This window comes from Burkholderia vietnamiensis LMG 10929 (assembly GCF_000959445.1).
GTDB classification, from domain to species: domain Bacteria; phylum Pseudomonadota; class Gammaproteobacteria; order Burkholderiales; family Burkholderiaceae; genus Burkholderia; species Burkholderia vietnamiensis.
This window is the reverse complement of the sequence record NZ_CP009631.1, coordinates 1,375,939-1,390,750: the sequence shown is the minus strand read 5'-3', so window position 1 is coordinate 1,390,750 and position 14,812 is coordinate 1,375,939. Positions and strand designations below refer to the sequence as shown.

At 68.4% G+C, this 14,812-nt stretch carries 15 protein-coding genes; 6 read left to right on the top strand and 9 right to left on the bottom strand.

The features are described from left to right. The first annotated feature begins 290 nt into the window (after positions 1-290). Together AK36_RS16340 and AK36_RS16335 are read left to right on the top strand one after the other, a co-directional pair. Complete coding sequence (locus tag AK36_RS16340) at positions 291-1,205, top strand: sterol desaturase family protein (RefSeq protein ID WP_011885902.1); 915 nt, start codon at positions 291-293, stop codon at positions 1,203-1,205. A gap of 95 nt (positions 1,206-1,300) precedes the next feature. Next, positions 1,301-2,437 carry an SGNH/GDSL hydrolase family protein gene (locus AK36_RS16335; RefSeq protein WP_045578822.1) on the top strand — a complete coding sequence of 379 codons (1,137 nt, stop codon included), beginning with the start codon at positions 1,301-1,303 and terminating at the stop codon, positions 2,435-2,437. Between the two features lie 99 nt (positions 2,438-2,536). Here AK36_RS16335 and AK36_RS16330 read toward each other — a convergent pair whose 3' ends face one another. The 6 genes from AK36_RS16330 to pyk all read right to left on the bottom strand — a co-directional run bounded on the left by AK36_RS16330 (position 2,537) and on the right by pyk (position 9,314). Continuing rightward, positions 2,537-3,574: an L-threonylcarbamoyladenylate synthase gene (locus AK36_RS16330; RefSeq protein ID WP_011885904.1), complete on the bottom strand. Its 1,038-nt coding sequence runs from the start codon at positions 3,572-3,574 to the stop codon at positions 2,537-2,539. A gap of 11 nt (positions 3,575-3,585) precedes the next feature. Further along, positions 3,586-4,782 (bottom strand): 5-(carboxyamino)imidazole ribonucleotide synthase, encoded by a 1,197-nt coding sequence (locus AK36_RS16325; protein WP_045578821.1) that lies wholly within the window; start codon positions 4,780-4,782, stop codon positions 3,586-3,588. Positions 4,783-4,857: 75 nt separating this feature from the next. Then, the gene (gene purE / locus AK36_RS16320) at positions 4,858-5,379 is read right to left on the bottom strand and encodes a 5-(carboxyamino)imidazole ribonucleotide mutase (RefSeq protein WP_011885906.1); all 522 of its coding nucleotides are present in this window, start codon (positions 5,377-5,379) and stop codon (positions 4,858-4,860) included. Between the two features lie 16 nt (positions 5,380-5,395). Continuing rightward, positions 5,396-6,286, bottom strand: coding sequence for a phosphoribosylaminoimidazolesuccinocarboxamide synthase (locus AK36_RS16315; protein ID WP_014723567.1), 891 nt, complete (start codon positions 6,284-6,286; stop codon positions 5,396-5,398). A 229-nt stretch (positions 6,287-6,515) separates the two neighbouring features. Next, complete coding sequence (fba, locus tag AK36_RS16310; RefSeq protein ID WP_014723568.1) at positions 6,516-7,580, bottom strand: class II fructose-bisphosphate aldolase; 1,065 nt, start codon at positions 7,578-7,580, stop codon at positions 6,516-6,518. A gap of 297 nt (positions 7,581-7,877) precedes the next feature. Beyond that, positions 7,878-9,314, bottom strand: a complete 1,437-nt coding sequence (pyk, locus tag AK36_RS16305; protein WP_011885909.1) for a pyruvate kinase — start codon at positions 9,312-9,314, stop codon at positions 7,878-7,880. On the opposite strand from pyk, the gene AK36_RS34565 reads away from it, so the two are divergent. Further along, positions 9,313-9,441, top strand: coding sequence for a hypothetical protein (locus AK36_RS34565; protein WP_257785811.1), 129 nt, complete (start codon positions 9,313-9,315; stop codon positions 9,439-9,441). The two genes, pyk and AK36_RS34565, sit on opposite strands and share 2 nt — an antisense overlap. Before the next feature lie 157 nt (positions 9,442-9,598). Here the strand turns inward: AK36_RS34565 and AK36_RS16300 are convergent, their stop codons facing one another. The 3 genes from AK36_RS16300 to AK36_RS16290 all read right to left on the bottom strand — a co-directional run bounded on the left by AK36_RS16300 (position 9,599) and on the right by AK36_RS16290 (position 12,150). After that, a complete protein-coding gene (locus AK36_RS16300; protein ID WP_011885910.1) occupies positions 9,599-10,795 on the bottom strand; it encodes a phosphoglycerate kinase in 1,197 nt (398 codons plus the stop codon). 279 nt (positions 10,796-11,074) lie between these two features. Beyond that, positions 11,075-11,398 carry an AzlD domain-containing protein gene (locus tag AK36_RS16295; RefSeq protein ID WP_011885911.1) on the bottom strand — a complete coding sequence of 108 codons (324 nt, stop codon included), beginning with the start codon at positions 11,396-11,398 and terminating at the stop codon, positions 11,075-11,077. Then, entirely contained in the window at positions 11,395-12,150 is a 756-nt protein-coding gene (locus tag AK36_RS16290; RefSeq protein ID WP_011885912.1) for an AzlC family ABC transporter permease, read from the bottom strand. The genes AK36_RS16295 and AK36_RS16290 overlap by 4 nt, the downstream gene beginning before the upstream one ends. A 207-nt stretch (positions 12,151-12,357) precedes the next feature. Here AK36_RS16290 and AK36_RS16285 point away from each other — a divergent pair, with 207 nt between their 5' ends. The 3 genes from AK36_RS16285 to waaF all read left to right on the top strand — a co-directional run bounded on the left by AK36_RS16285 (position 12,358) and on the right by waaF (position 14,703). Then, positions 12,358-13,281 (top strand): branched-chain amino acid transaminase, encoded by a 924-nt coding sequence (locus AK36_RS16285; RefSeq protein ID WP_034192665.1) that lies wholly within the window; start codon positions 12,358-12,360, stop codon positions 13,279-13,281. 50 nt (positions 13,282-13,331) lie between these two features. Continuing rightward, on the top strand, positions 13,332-13,526 hold the full coding sequence (locus AK36_RS16280; RefSeq protein WP_006749970.1) for a zinc-finger domain-containing protein: 195 nt from the start codon (positions 13,332-13,334) through the stop codon (positions 13,524-13,526). Positions 13,527-13,665: 139 nt separating this feature from the next. Then, positions 13,666-14,703, top strand: coding sequence for a lipopolysaccharide heptosyltransferase II (waaF, locus tag AK36_RS16275; protein WP_045578820.1), 1,038 nt, complete (start codon positions 13,666-13,668; stop codon positions 14,701-14,703). Positions 14,704-14,812: the final 109 nt, after the last annotated feature.

Here is a 14,812-nt window from a genome sequence, read left to right as displayed (position 1 = left end):
AACCCCATCCCGCATCCTCCGCGCGACCGTCGAAAGCACCGGCCTCGGTTTGAAACGGCCACGGCCACAGGCACGCCGCGCACCGCCCGCACGCCGTGCCGGCAAAACGGTGCCACACCGCCCGGCCCCGCGTGGCGCGGCTTCCGTAGAAACCCTGTCCTCTGAGGGAACCCTCTACGCTGCCCCCTCGCCTAGCGCGTGGCGATTGCGTAGGCTGTTGGCCTGACGATATCTACAACGGGCCACGTGCCCGGCCTGACGGCCTGCAGGGGAAAGGAGGAGACACGCCCATGCGATTCGACGTCGAATTGCTTCTGCTCGCGCTGGCGCCCGTCTTCCTGCTGTGCATCGCGTGGGAAGCCTGGCACCTCGCCCGCACGCGCGCACAGGACCACGTCTATGCGTGGCGTGACACGCTGTGCAACGCGGCGCTCGCGCTGATGCACCAGGGCGCCGACAAGCTCGCATGGTTGTTCGTGATCCCCGTTTATGCGTACTGCTACGCACATTTCCGGCTGTTCACCTGGCACGACGGCTGGCTGTCGTTCGCCGTGCTGTTCGTCGGCCAGGACTTCCTCTACTACGTGTTCCATCGCGCGAGCCACCGCGTGCGCTGGCTGTGGGCCGCGCACGTCGTGCATCACTCGTCCGAACGGATGAACTTCTCGACCGCGTTCCGCCAGAGCCTGATGTATCCGGTCGCGGGCATGTGGGTGTTCTGGCTGCCGCTCGCGTTCGTCGGCTTTCCGCCGCAGCAGATCGTCGGCATCGTGCTGATCAACCTCGCGTTCCAGTTCTTCGTCCATACGCAGGCGATCGGCAAGCTCGGCTGGCTCGAATACGTGCTGAACACGCCGTCGATCCATCGCGCGCACCACGCGCGCAACCCGCGCTACATCGACCGCAATTACGCAGGTGTGCTGGTGATCTGGGATCGCCTGTTCGGCAGCTACGTCGACGAATCGGCCGACGATCCGCCGCAATACGGAATCGTCGAGCCGCTCGGCTCGAACAACCCGCTCGTCGCGACGTTTCACGAGTGGGTGTCGATGGCGGCCGACGCGTTGCGCGTACACGGATGGCGCAACCGGCTGCGCGCGATTTTCGGCCCGCCCGAATGGGCGAGCGCTTATCATGCGCAGATCGCCGAGGCCGCAAACCATGATCCGCGCACCGTGCCGCTTGCGGCCGTGCGCGACCAATAAACCGCTTCAGCCAACGGCCGCCGTGCCGCCCGAACCTGAGCGGGCACACGGCAGATGCACAACACATCGGGCCATATCTACGAGGAGATCCATCGATGCAGTCACGACAATCCACTCCGTCGCGCAACCGTCAACGCCTGCTGCGCACCGCCCAGGTCGCGATCGCGGGCGCCGCGCTCGCGCTGCTCGCCGCCTGCGGCGGCGGCGACGACAACAGCAGCAGCGCATCGAACACGCCGCCGTCCGGCGTGAAAATGCAGGTCGTGTCGTTCGGCGACAGCCTGTCGGACGTCGGCACCTACTCGCAGATCAAGCTCGGCTTCGGCGGCGGCCGCTTCACGACCAACCCCGGCCAGGTGTGGACGCAGAACGTCGCGCAGTACTACGGCGACACGCTGCAGCCGGCGAACCAGGGCGGCTTCGGCATCCCGTTGCAGGCGACCGGCGGCCTCGGCTACGCGCAGGGCGGCTCGCGCGTGACGCTGCAGCCCGGCATCGGCCATGCGGACGCCAGCGTGCCGAACCCCGACTATGCGCAGGCCACCACCACGCCGATCGCCGATCAGGTCAAGCAGTACCTGGCGCAGCACGGCAGCTTCAACGCCGGCCAGATCGTGCTGATCAACGGCGGCGCGAACGACATCTTCTATCAGGCGCAGGTCGCGCAGGCGCAAGGCAACACGCCGGCCGCGCAACTGGCGGCCGCGCAGGCGATCGGCCTCGCCGCGCAGCAGCTCGGCGGCCTCGTCCAGCAGATCGTCGCGGCCGGCGCGACGCACGTGTTCGTGTCGAACGTGCCGGACATCGGCGGCACGCCGCTTGCGCTGCAAGGCGGCACGCAGGCCGCGTTCACGCAACTGTCGGGCCTCTTCAACCAGACGCTGGCCGGCACGCTCGCCGCGCTGCAGGTCGATCCGACCAAGTACGCGTTGGTCGATACGTTCACGTGGCAGGACGGCATCGCGGCCAACTACCAGGCGAACGGCTTCAGCGTGAAGAACACCGACACCGCGTGCAACCTGAAGGCGATGGTCCAGGCGGCCACGCAGTACGGCGTCGCGAACGCGACCGCGTTCGGCTCGTCGCTGTTCTGCTCGCCGCAGACCTACACGGTCCCGAACGCGGACCAGACCTACATGTTCGCCGATACCGTGCACCCGACGACGCGCCTGCATGCGCTGTTCGCGCAGTACGTCGAGCAGCAGATCGCGAAGTCCGGCGTCGGCAAGTAACGCGCTCGCGGCACGCCGATACGAAAACGCCTGACCGGCGAGTCGCCGGTCAGGCGTTTTTCATTGCAGTGCGCGTCGAAGCGGCCGAAGCGAGCCGGGTCAGTCGGCCGCGTCCCCCGCATCGAACGCCGCGGCCGCGCGGCCGAGCCGGTCGTTGACCGCGATCCACTCGACGGTCTCGGGCAGCTTCTCGACGAGAATGCGTGCGACCTGCGCGCGATCGAGCGCGCGCAGCATCCCGTACAGATCGCGCGCATATGCGTGCGGATCTTCGGGCGCGGCGATGAAGTGCACGCCGTCCGCCTGCGCCCAGCGCCCCGCACGCGACGCGCGTGCGACGAGCGCGACGCGTTCGCCGTCCGCCTGCGCGGCCGCGAGCAACGGCTCGAGCGCGTCGAACGGCAGCAGCGCGAGCGGCGTGCGCGGCGCGTAATGCGCCTTCAGCGTGCCGGACGCGCGCGGCGCGGTCGCGTCGCTGCCATCGGGCAGACGCGGCGCGCGGCCGAGCACGTCGGCGATCTGCTGCGGCGTCACGTGACCGGGCCGCAACAGCGCGGGAAAGCCGCGCGACAGATCGACGATCGTCGATTCGATCCCGACTTCGGACGCACCGCCGTCGAGCACGTGCACGGTGTCGCCGAATTCGTCGCGCACGTGCTGCGCCGTGGTCGGGCTCACGTGGCCGAAACGGTTCGCGGACGGTGCGGCCACGCCGCCGTGGCCGCCGCGGCGCGCGCTGAACGCGGCCAAGAGCGCCTGCGCGACCGGATGCGACGGACAGCGCAGACCGACCGAATCCTGGCCGCCGCTCACGGCATCCGGGATGCGCGGATGGCGCTTCAGGATCAGCGTCAGCGGGCCCGGCCAGAACGCGTCGATCAGTGCCCGCGCATCGGCCGGAACGTCGGCGGCCCAGTAGCCGGGATCGCCGCCGGGCGGCAGATGCACGATCACCGGATGGTTCGCCGGACGCCCTTTCGCCGCGTAGATGCGCGCGACGGCTTCCGGATTCGCCGCATCGCCGCCGAGCCCGTACACGGTTTCGGTCGGGAACGCGACGAGCTGCCCGGCGTCGAGCAGCGCCGCGGCCGCGTCGATCTGCGCGGGCGTCACCGTGTTCGGGAGCGCGATGGACATCGGCCGGCGCCTCAGTCGAGCGGCACGCGCAGCAGCTGCGCACACGCGTTGGCGGCCGCGACCGCGTCGTCGCGCGTCTCGGCCGTGAAGTTCACGTGACCCATCTTGCGGCCGACGCGCGCCTCTTCCTTGCCGTACAGATGCAGATGCGCGGCCGGCATCGCCGCGACCGTGTCCCACGGCGGCGTGACCGGCTCGGCATCGGCGCCGTTCGGGAACCACACGTCGCCGAGGATGTTCAGCATCGCGGCCGGCGAATGCTGGCGCGGGTTGCCGAGCGGCATGCGCGTCATCGCGCGCACCTGCTGCTCGAACTGGCTGGTTGCGCACGCATCGACCGTGTAGTGGCCGGAGTTGTGCGGGCGCGGCGCCATTTCGTTCGCGACGAACGAGCCGTCTTCCAGCACGAAGAATTCGACGCACAGCACGCCGACGTAATCGAGCTTGTCGGCGATCCGGATCGCGGCCTGCTGCGCCTCTTCGACACGCGCGGCATCGGCGGCCGGCGCCGGCACCACCGTCAGTGCGAGGATGCCGTCGTGATGTACGTTCTGCGCGAGCGGGAACGCGGCCGAGCGGCCGTCCACGCCGCGCGCGATCAGCGCCGACACTTCGTATTTCAGCGGCAGGCGCTTTTCGAGCACGCACGGCACGCCGCCGAGCGCCGCGTGCGCGTCGCGCGCTTCGCGTGCGGTGCTCACGCGCACCTGCCCCTTGCCGTCGTAGCCGAGCCGCGCGGTCTTCAGGATGCCGGGCAGCACCGCATCGAGCGCGGCATCGTCGAGGGCGGCGAGCGCGGCCGGCGACTCGATCACGACGTGCGGCGCGACCGGCACGCCGGATGCCTCGATGAAACGCTTCTCCGCGATGCGGTCCTGCGCGACAGCCACGCAGCGGCCGGCCGGCGCGACGAACGTCGTGCGCGCGAGGAAATCGAGGCTCGCGGCCGGCACGTTCTCGAATTCCGTCGACACGGCTTCGCACAGCGCGGCCAGCTCGGCGAGCGCGGCTTCGTCGTCGTAGGCCGCGCGCAGATGGCGGTCGGCTACCGACCCGGCCGGGCTCGTCGGATCGGGATCGAGCACGGCGACGCGATAGCCCATCGACTGGGCGGCAAAGCAGAACATGCGGCCGAGCTGGCCGCCGCCGACCATGCCCAGCCACGCGCCGGGCAGGATCGGGGAAACGGAATCAGGAGTTGCGGTCATGTCAGTGATCGATCGCGGCGGGCGCGGCCCGCCGCAGTGGGGAAAGTCAGGCGACGCGCGGCCGCCGGCGCGCCGTCAAGCGAGCGGCGGCAGCACCATCGCGTGCGCGGCTTCGTTCTGGCGCACGCGGAACGCGGCGAGCCGGTTCGCGTAGTCGACCGACGTGCCGGACAGGATCGACACCGCGAACAGCGCGGCGTTCGCGGCGCCGGCCTCGCCGATCGCGAACGTCGCGACCGGCACGCCCTTCGGCATCTGCACGATCGAGTGCAGCGAATCGACGCCCTTCAGGTACTTGCTGGCGACCGGCACGCCGAGCACCGGCACCGTGGTTTTCGCGGCCAGCATGCCGGGCAGATGCGCGGCGCCGCCGGCGCCCGCGATGATCGCACGCAGCCCGCGCTCGCGCGCCTTCTCCGCATAGTCGAACATCTCGTCGGGCATCCGGTGCGCGGACACGACCTTCGCTTCGTACGGCACGCCGAATTCCTGCAGGATCGCGACCGCGTTCTTCATCACGTCCCAGTCGGAACTCGAACCCATCAGCACGCCGACGAGCGGCGCGCTGTGCGTGTGGGCAGTCTGGACTTCAGTCATGTCGATGTGTCCTTGCTTACGCGAGCGGCTGGCCGGTGATGCGCTCGAGCGCTTCCTGGTACTTCGCGGCCGTCTTCGCGACGACGTCGGCCGGCAGCGCCGGCGCCGGCGCCGTCTTGCCCCACGGCTGCGCCTCGAGCCAGTCGCGCACGAACTGCTTGTCGAACGACGGCGGGTTGGTGCCGACCTGGTACTGGTCGGCCGGCCAGAAGCGCGACGAATCGGCGGTCAGCACTTCGTCCATCAGGTACAGCTTGCCGTGGTTGTCGAGGCCGAACTCGAACTTCGTGTCGGCGATGATGATGCCGCGCGTCGCCGCGTAGTCGGCCGCTTCCTTGTACAGGCGGATCGAGATGTCGCGGATCGTCGCGGCCAGCTCGGTGCCGATGCGGCGCTCGGTTTCCTCGAACGTGATGTTCTCGTCGTGCTCGCCGAGCTCGGCCTTCGCGGCCGGCGTGAAGATCGGCTCCGGCAGCTTCTGCGCGTTCTGCAGGCCGGCCGGCAGCGCCACGCCGCACACCGCGCCCGAGGCCTGGTATTCCTTCCAGCCGCTGCCGGCCAGATAACCGCGCACGACCGCTTCGATCATGATCGGCTCGAGACGCTTGACGACCGCCGCGCGGCCCTTGACCTGCTCGACTTCATCGGCCGCGACGACCGCTTCCGGCGCGTCGCCGGTCAGGTGGTTCGGCACGATGTGCGCGAGCTTGTCGAACCAGAAGTTCGCCATCTGGTTCAGCACGCGGCCCTTGTTCGGAATCGGCTCGCCCATGATCACGTCGAATGCCGACAGACGGTCGGTCGTGACGATCAGGAGCTTGTCGTTGCCGACCGCGTAGTTGTCGCGGACCTTGCCGCGACCGAGGAGCGGCAGCGAGCGGAGCGTGGATTCGTAAAGGGTAGACATCGTCTTTTCGCAGATAAGGAGCCAAACAAAAAGGGAAACGCCGTTCCCCGCGGCAGGCGGGAACGGCGGTCTTGCAATGCGTCGGCGAACCGCCGGCGCGAACGCGCCGGGCGGTTGCCGGCCGGCCCTCGTTCGGCCGGACGGAACGGCTGCCGGGGCCGGATCAGGTCCGCCGCGGGCAGCCGCCGCGCCCGGCGACCACGCCGGGCGGGGCAATCGTACTACAGTCTCAGCGCACGACCTGCGCGAGCGCGCCGGACTTGTACTGTTCGGCGATCTTGTCGAGCGACACCGGCTTGATCTTCGCGGCCTGGCCTTCGCAGCCGAACGCGAGGTAGCGATCGACGCAGACCTTCTTCGCGGCTTCGCGCGCGGGCTTCAGGTAGTCGCGCGGATCGAACTTGCCCGGGTTCTCGAACAGGTAGCGGCGGATCGCGCCGGTGATCGCGAGACGCAGGTCGGTGTCGATGTTGACCTTGCGCACGCCGTGCTTGATGCCTTCCTGGATTTCCTCGACCGGCACGCCGTAGGTTTCCTTCATGTCGCCACCGAATTCGCGGATCTCGGCCAGCAGCTCCTGCGGCACCGACGACGAACCGTGCATCACGAGGTGCGTGTTCGGAATGCGTGCGTGGATTTCCTTGATGCGCTGGATCGACAGGATGTCGCCGGTCGGCTTCTTCGAGAACTTGTACGCGCCGTGCGACGTGCCGATCGCGATCGCGAGCGCGTCGCACTGCGTGAGCTTCACGAAGTCGGCAGCCTGTTCCGGATCGGTCAGCAGCTGCTCGCGGGTCATCGTGCCTTCCGCGCCGTGGCCGTCTTCCTTGTCGCCCTTCATCGTCTCGAGCGAGCCGAGCACGCCGAGTTCCGCCTCGACCGTCACGCCGATCGAGTGCGCCATCTCGACGACCTTGCGCGACACGTCGACGTTGTACTCGTACGAGGCGACCGTCTTGCCGTCGGCTTCGAGCGAACCGTCCATCATCACGCTGGTGAAACCGCTGCGGATCGCGGCCATGCACACGGCCGGCGACTGGCCGTGGTCCTGGTGCATCACGACCGGGATGTGCGGATACGACTCGACCGCCGCTTCGATCAGGTGGCGCAGGAACGGCTCGCCAGCATACTTACGCGCGCCGGCCGATGCCTGCATGATCACGGGCGCGCCGACCTGGTCCGCCGCCGCCATGATCGCCTGGACCTGCTCCAGGTTGTTCACGTTGAAGGCCGGCAGGCCGTAACCGTGCTCTGCCGCGTGGTCCAGCAATTGACGCATTGATACGAGAGGCATTGTGGAACTCCTTGGAATGAAAACCGGTGCGCCCTGACGCCGGCGCGGCGCTCGCTCCCGCCTGAAACGGGGCGGCACGGCACGGCTGAGCGTCGAATAGCGGCATTTTATCGCGAAGCGCCGCCGATTCCGACCGCGCCGGCGCGCCCGCTCGCAATTTGTTACCGTGGCACGGCACAATCCGCCAAAAAACAGAAAAAAAGCCGCGCGGGGCATCCGACCCCACGCGGCTTTTCGGTCCAAACGGTGCCGGATCGACCGGGCCGACGGCCCGACGCAACCCGGCCAGCCCGGCGCTCAATAGTGCTCGCCGACCCGCACGATCTTCAGCGTATTGGTGCCGCCCGCCTGCCCCATCGGCTCGCCGACGGTCAGCACGACCATGTCGCCGTGCTGCACGTAGCCCTGCTTGACGATCATCTCGAGCGCCGCCTGCAGCGCGGCGTCGCGGTCGCTGTTGAAGTCGACGTGCAGCGGCGTCACGTTGCGGTACAGCGCCATCGTGCGCTCGCTGCCGACGCGCGGCGTCAGCGCGAAGATCGGCACGTGCGTGTAGTGACGCGACATCCACAGCGCGGTCGCGCCCGATTCGGTCAGCGCGACGATCGCCTTCGCACCCAGGTGATACGCGGTGAACAGCGCGCCCATCGCGATCGACTGGTCGATACGCGTGAACGTGCGGTCGAGGAAATCCTTGTCGAGTTCGACGTGCTCCGATTTTTCCGCTTCGACGCACACCGCCGCCATCGTCTCGATCGTGACGACCGGATACTTACCGGCGGCCGTTTCGGCCGACAGCATCACCGCGTCGGTGCCGTCGAGCACCGCGTTCGCGACGTCCGACACTTCGGCGCGCGTCGGCACCGGCGCGTGGATCATCGATTCCATCATCTGCGTCGCGGTGATCACGAGCTTGTTCGACTCGCGCGCCATCCGGATCATCCGCTTCTGCAGCGCCGGCACGGCCGCGTTGCCCACTTCGACCGCGAGGTCGCCGCGCGCGACCATGATCCCGTCGGACGCATCGAGGATGCTCTGCAGCGCCGGAATCGCCTCGGCGCGCTCGATCTTCGCGATCATCTTCGGCTTGATGCCGTACGGCGCGCCCGCGATGTTCGCGAGCTGGCGCGCCATTTCCATGTCGGTGGCATTCTTCGGGAACGACACCGCGACGAGATCCGCGCCGAGCGACATCGCGGTGCGGATGTCCTCCATGTCCTTCGCGGTCAGCGCGGGCGCCGACAGGCCGCCGCCCTGACGATTGATGCCCTTGTTGTTCGACAGCTCGCCGCCCACCTTGACGATCGTGTGGATCTCCTCGCCGAGCACGCGCTCGACGGTCAGCACGATCAGGCCGTCGTTCAGCAGCAGCAGGTCGCCCGGCTTCAGGTCGCGCGGCAGTTCCTTGTAGTCGAGGCCGACGCGCTCGTCGTTGCCGAGCTCGCAACCCGCGTCGAGGATGAACGCCTGGCCCGGCGCCAGCGTGGTCTTGCCGTTCTCGAACTTGCCGACGCGGATCTTCGGACCCTGCAGGTCGGCCATGATCGCGATCTCGCGGCCGACCTTGCGGGCGGCCTCGCGCACCATCTCGGCGCGCTGGCGATGATCGTCGGCCGTGCCGTGCGAAAAATTGAGCCGCACGACGTCGAGGCCCGCCTGCATCATCTGCAGCAGAATCTCCGGCGAACTGGAGGCCGGACCGATCGTGGCGACTATCTTGGTGGCGCGCTGCATGAAACTCCTCATCTGGATCAGGGTTGATGCGCTGGGTGAAACGCTGCGAGAGCCGGAATCGGCGAGCCCAGCGGCGGCCGTCCCGGGGAGCGTGCCGGTGCTTGCGCCCGGCATCGCTTTGTTCTGAATCTCATGGTGCTGCACGACCGCGTCGCCGGCGGCCGCCGCTGCGCGCGGGGTGGTGTCCGCCCGCGCGGGCGCGCGTTTGCGCTTGCCCGCGCCGGCCCGCTGCTCCGCTGTCGCGGAGCGCGCGGCCTTCGTCACCCCTGCGCGCACCGCCACGCTCAGGCCGCCCGCGTTTCCAGCACTTCCACCGCCGGCAGCTTCTTCCCTTCGAGGAACTCGAGGAATGCGCCGCCGCCCGTCGAGATGTAGCTGACCTGGTCGTGGATGCCGTACTTCGCGATGGCCGCCAGCGTGTCGCCGCCGCCCGCGATCGAGAACGCGGACGACTTGGCGATCGCGTCGGCAAGCGTCTTCGTGCCGTTGCCGAACTGGTCGAACTCGAACACGCCGACCGGGCCGTTCCACACGATCGTGCCGGCCTTCTCGAGCTGGCTCGCGAGCGCGCGGGCCGTATCGGGACCGATGTCGAGGATCATGTCGTCCGCTTCGATGTCGGCGACCTGCTTCACCGTGGCCGCGGCCGTCGGCGAGAATTCCTTGGCCGTCACGACGTCGGTCGGGATCGGCACCGACGCGCCGCGCTCGCGCGCCTCGTCGATGATCGCCTTCGCTTCGGCGACCAGATCGGCTTCCGCGAGCGACTTGCCGATCGACAGGCCGGCCGCGAGCATGAACGTGTTCGCGATGCCGCCGCCGACGATCAGCTGGTCGACCTTGCCGGCCAGCGACTTCAGGATGGTCAGCTTGGTCGACACCTTCGAGCCCGCGACGATCGCGACGAGCGGACGCGCAGGGTTGCCGAGCGCCTTGCCGAGCGCATCGAGTTCGGCAGCAAGCAGCGGGCCCGCGCAGGCGACCGGCGCGTACTTCGCGATCCCGTGGGTGGTGGCCTCGGCGCGGTGCGCGGTGCCGAACGCGTCGTTCACGTAGATATCGCAGAGCTTCGCCATTTTTTGCGCGAGCTCGTCCGAATTCTTCTTCTCGCCCTTGTTCACGCGGCAGTTCTCGAGCAGCACGACCTGGCCCGGCGCGACGTTCACGCCGTTCTCGACCCAGTTCGACACCAGCGGCACGTCGCGGCCGAGCAATTCGGCCAGACGCTTCGCGACCGGCGCGAGCGAGTCTTCCGGCTTGAATTCGCCTTCGGTCGGGCGGCCGAGGTGCGACGTGACCATCACGGCCGCGCCGGCGTCGAGCGCGGCGCGGATCGCCGGCACGGACGCGCGCACGCGCGTGTCTTCGGTGATGTTGCCGTGATCGTCCTGCGGGACGTTCAGGTCGGCGCGGATGAACACCCGCTTGCCGGCGAGCTGGCCGGCGGCGATCAGGTCGGTAAGACGCTTGACTTGGCTCATGGTGGACAGATTGAAGTAGTGGATGGGGAAAGGGGCTTCACGCTGGACGTGCGCGGGCTGCCGCGAAAGGGCGCCGGATGCGGCCGTGGCTGGCGGTTCGCATGACGCGCACGGGTAAAAATCTCGAACGGGCATTCTAGCCGATCCACCCGGCAGACTGACCGTGCGCGGCCGAATTCCGCCTATTTGGGAGCGCGGGCGGCCGGCGGCATGCTGCTGCAATGCAGCAATCCGCTGGCGCCGGCGCACCGGGCGCCGGCCGGCCGCCGCCGCGATTCATCAGAACAGGATCCGCAGCACGGTGAACACGAGCATGCCGCTGACGATCGTGCCGAGCATGCTGCGGCGCCACAGGAACCAGCCGAGGCCGGCGAGCGCCGCGTAAAACGGATGATTGGTCAGCGCGAACGACAGGCCGGCCGGCGTCTCCAGCACGTCGGGCAGCACCACGGCAACCAAGGCGGCGGCCGGCGCATAGCGCAGCGCGCGCTGCGCGCGCTCGGGCAGCACGGTGCGCTCGCCGCCGATCAGGAACAACGCGCGCGTGACGGCCGTGACGATGGTCATCCCGACGATCACGAGCCAGATTTCGGTCGCACTCACTCGCTCTCCTTCTCGTGCACGATTTCGGTACGGATGCGCCGCCAGTCGGCGCGCTCGACGAAGAAATCGGCGGTGCAGCCGGCGGCCAGCGCCGCGAGCACCGCGATCGGCAGCGCGAGCCGGTACGGCAGGTCGAACAGCACGAGCGACACGATGCCGGCCACCGCGACCGCCACGAGCGTCGAGCGGTTCGCGACCGCCGACACCATGATCGGAATCAGCGCGAGCGTGCCGGCCAGCTCGAGCCCCCAGCTCGCCGGAAAGAAGCTCGCGAGCAGGATGCCGGCGAGCGACGACGCCTGCCACGACGCCCAGCTGGCGAGCGCCATCCCCCAGAAGTACGCCTCCTTGCCCGGCACGTGGCCGTAGGCGAAGCCCTGCTTCTGGAACAGCAGGTAGATCACGTCGCCGTTGAAATAGCCGATCGCGACGCGCCGCCACAGCGGCAGGTAGGAGAAATGGGGTGCGAGGCCGGCGCTGAAGATCACGAAGCGCATGTTGACCATCGTGGCGGTGAGCAGGATCGTCCAGAGCGGCAGCTTCGCGACGAGCAGCGGCAGCACCGCGAGCTGCGACGAACCCGCGTACACCAGGATCGACATCGCGCTCGCCTGCCCGAGCGTCATCACCGACTTGCTCATCGCGATGCCGGTGACGAGCCCCCAGGAGAGGATCGCCATCAAGGTCGGGGAATAGTCGCGCGCGCCCTGGATCAGCGCGAAGCGGTCGGTGGCGGACAAGCGAGCGAGCATGGGGAGGCGGGCCGCAGCGGGCGGTTCGTCCGGGCTCCGGCGTCTCCTGCCGGCACGGCCCGTCGTCGTTGGAATCGGTACCGGACGATTATAGCCCCGGCCCCATGGCGACCGACCGGATCGGCGCCAAATGACGCTAAAATAAGCGTCTTTCCGGTTCAACGCTGCACAACCACCGCAGCACCCCACTGCTTCCAGGAGAATCCTATGTCAATGGCCGACCGCGACGGCAAGATCTGGATGGACGGCAAGCTGATCGACTGGCGCGACGCCAAGATCCACGTCCTGACCCATACGCTGCACTACGGCATGGGCGTCTTCGAGGGCGTGCGCGCATACAAGACGGCCGACGGCAGCACCGCGATCTTCCGCCTGCGCGAGCACACGAAGCGGCTGCTGAATTCGGCGAAGATCTTCCAGATGGACGTGCCGTTCGACCGGGAAACGCTCGAAGCCGCGCAGCTCGAAGTCGTGCGCGAAAACAAGCTCGAATCGTGCTACCTGCGCCCGATCATCTGGGTCGGCTCGGAAAAGCTCGGCGTGTCCGCGAAGGGCAACACGATCCACGTCGCGATCGCGGCCTGGCCGTGGGGCGCCTACCTCGGCGAGGATGGCCTCGCGAAGGGGATCCGCGTGAAGACGTCGTCGTTCACGCGCCACCACGTCAACGTGTCGATGGTGCGGGCAAAGGCCTCGGGCTGGTACGTGAACTCGATTCTCGCGAACCAGGAAGCCACGGCCGACGGCTACGACGAAGCGCTGCTGCTCGACGTCGACGGCTACGTGTCGGAAGGCTCCGGCGAAAACTTCTTCCTGGTCAACCACGGCAAGCTCTACACGCCCGACCTGTCGTCGTGCCTCGACGGCATCACGCGCGACACGATCATCACGCTCGCGAAGGACGCCGGCATCGAGGTGATCGAGAAGCGCATCACGCGCGACGAGGTCTACACGGCCGACGAAGCGTTCTTCACGGGCACGGCCGCCGAAGTCACGCCGATCCGCGAGCTCGACAACCGCACCATCGGCAGCGGCGCACGCGGCCCGGTCACGGAAAAGCTCCAGTCGGCGTTTTTCGATATCGTGTCGGGCAAGAACGCGAAGTACGCGCACTGGCTGTCCAAGGTCTGAGCGCGCCGCGCCGCCGACCGCCCACAAAAAGAGTGATTAGAGAAAGTCTCATGAGCGAAATCAAGGAAATGCCGCTGGTCGAACTGACGGCCAAGGACCTCCCCGCGTATTGCCCGAACCCGGCCATGGCGCGCTGGAGCGCGCACCCGCGCGTGTTCATCGACGTCTCGCACGGCGAGGCACGCTGCCCGTACTGCGGCACGCGCTACAAGCTGCGCGACGGCGAGGTGGTCAAGGGCCACTGAGCCCGGCCGCGGGCCTGCGGGCCCGTCGCACGCGAGGCGGCGCCGCCGGAGTTTCCGGCGCGCCGCCCTTTTCCCTTTCTGACAACCCGAACGCGGTGCATGCGCGCCGTGCTTCATTACGACATCGGAAGTCGACCTGATGCGTCGAGCGCTGGTTATCGCACCGAACTGGATCGGTGACGCATTGATGGCGCAGCCGCTTTTTGCGCTGCTGAAGAAGCTCCATCCCCGCATCGCGATCGATGCCGTCGCACCCAGCTGGGTCGCGCCGGTGCTCGAGCGGATGCCGGAGATCCACGATGTCTACGCGACCGACCTCGCCCACGGCAAGCTGCAGCTGCTGCGCCGCTGGCAGCTCGCGAGCGACCTGCGCGACGTCGGCTACGACGCGGCGTACGTGCTGCCGAATTCGTTGAAGTCGGCCGTGATCCCGTGGCTCGCGAACATCCCGCTGCGGATCGGCTACACGGGCGAGCACCGCTACGGCTTGCTGAACGTGCGGCACGCGAACCCCGACAAGTCGGCCGAGCGGCCGCCGATGACGACCCACTACGCGGCGCTCGCCTATGCGCCGGGCGCGAAGCTGCCCGAGTCGATGAAGACGCTGCCCGCGCCGCGCCTCGACGCCGATCTGAACGAGACGGCGCGCGTGTCGGCGCGTTTCAATCTCGATACGCGCAAGCCGCTCGTCGTGTTCTGCCCGGGCGCCGAATACGGCCCGGCCAAGCGTTGGCCGCCCGAGCATTTCGCGACGCTGGCGACGATCGTCCACCAGTCGTTCCCGTATACGCAGATCGTCGCGCTCGGCTCGCAGAAGGACGCCGCGGCCGCGCAGGCGATCGCCGACCACGCGCCGAACGTGCGCAACCTGTGCGGGCAGACGTCGCTGTCCGAGGCATGTGCGCTGATCGCGCGCGCGAACGCCGTCGTCACCAACGATTCCGGGCTGATGCACGTGGCCGCGGCGCTGCGCCGGCCGCTCGTCGCGCTGTACGGGTCGACGGATCCGCGCCACACCCCTCCGCTGTCGGAGCTGGCGAAGGTACAATGGCTGCATCTCGAATGCAGTCCCTGCTTCGAACGCGAATGCCCGCTCGGCCATCTGAACTGCCTGCGCGAGCTCGGCCCGGAGCAGGTATTCGGCGACTTGCGCGGCATGCTCGTCGGGCAGCGCTGACCCTGGCCGGCGGCGTCGCACGACGCGCCGGGCAATCCGATTCACCGGTGTACGGCGGCCTCATCCGGGCCGCCGTGCTGAATACGGCGCGCGACGCGCGCGAGAGATA

Excerpts from the sequence above, each read along its gene's own strand:
- AK36_RS16315 (WP_014723567.1), bottom strand. The coding sequence starts at position 6,286 with ATGTCTACCCTTTACGAATCCACGCTCCGCTCGCTGCCGCTCCTCGGT.
- AK36_RS16300 (WP_011885910.1), bottom strand. The coding sequence starts at position 10,795 with ATGAGCCAAGTCAAGCGTCTTACCGACCTGATCGCCGCCGGCCAGCTC.
- AK36_RS16290 (WP_011885912.1), bottom strand. The coding sequence starts at position 12,150 with ATGCTCGCTCGCTTGTCCGCCACCGACCGCTTCGCGCTGATCCAGGGC.
- fba (WP_014723568.1), bottom strand. The coding sequence starts at position 7,580 with ATGCCTCTCGTATCAATGCGTCAATTGCTGGACCACGCGGCAGAGCAC.
- AK36_RS16325 (WP_045578821.1), bottom strand. The coding sequence starts at position 4,782 with ATGACCGCAACTCCTGATTCCGTTTCCCCGATCCTGCCCGGCGCGTGG.
- AK36_RS16285 (WP_034192665.1), top strand. The coding sequence starts at position 12,358 with ATGTCAATGGCCGACCGCGACGGCAAGATCTGGATGGACGGCAAGCTG.
- AK36_RS16280 (WP_006749970.1), top strand. The coding sequence starts at position 13,332 with ATGAGCGAAATCAAGGAAATGCCGCTGGTCGAACTGACGGCCAAGGAC.
- AK36_RS16330 (WP_011885904.1), bottom strand. The coding sequence starts at position 3,574 with ATGTCCATCGCGCTCCCGAACACGGTGACGCCCGCGCAGATCGACGCG.
- purE (WP_011885906.1), bottom strand. The coding sequence starts at position 5,379 with ATGACTGAAGTCCAGACTGCCCACACGCACAGCGCGCCGCTCGTCGGC.
- pyk (WP_011885909.1), bottom strand. The coding sequence starts at position 9,314 with ATGCAGCGCGCCACCAAGATAGTCGCCACGATCGGTCCGGCCTCCAGT.
- AK36_RS34565 (WP_257785811.1), top strand. The coding sequence starts at position 9,313 with ATGAAACTCCTCATCTGGATCAGGGTTGATGCGCTGGGTGAAACGCTG.
- waaF (WP_045578820.1), top strand. The coding sequence starts at position 13,666 with ATGCGTCGAGCGCTGGTTATCGCACCGAACTGGATCGGTGACGCATTG.
- AK36_RS16340 (WP_011885902.1), top strand. The coding sequence starts at position 291 with ATGCGATTCGACGTCGAATTGCTTCTGCTCGCGCTGGCGCCCGTCTTC.
- AK36_RS16335 (WP_045578822.1), top strand. The coding sequence starts at position 1,301 with ATGCAGTCACGACAATCCACTCCGTCGCGCAACCGTCAACGCCTGCTG.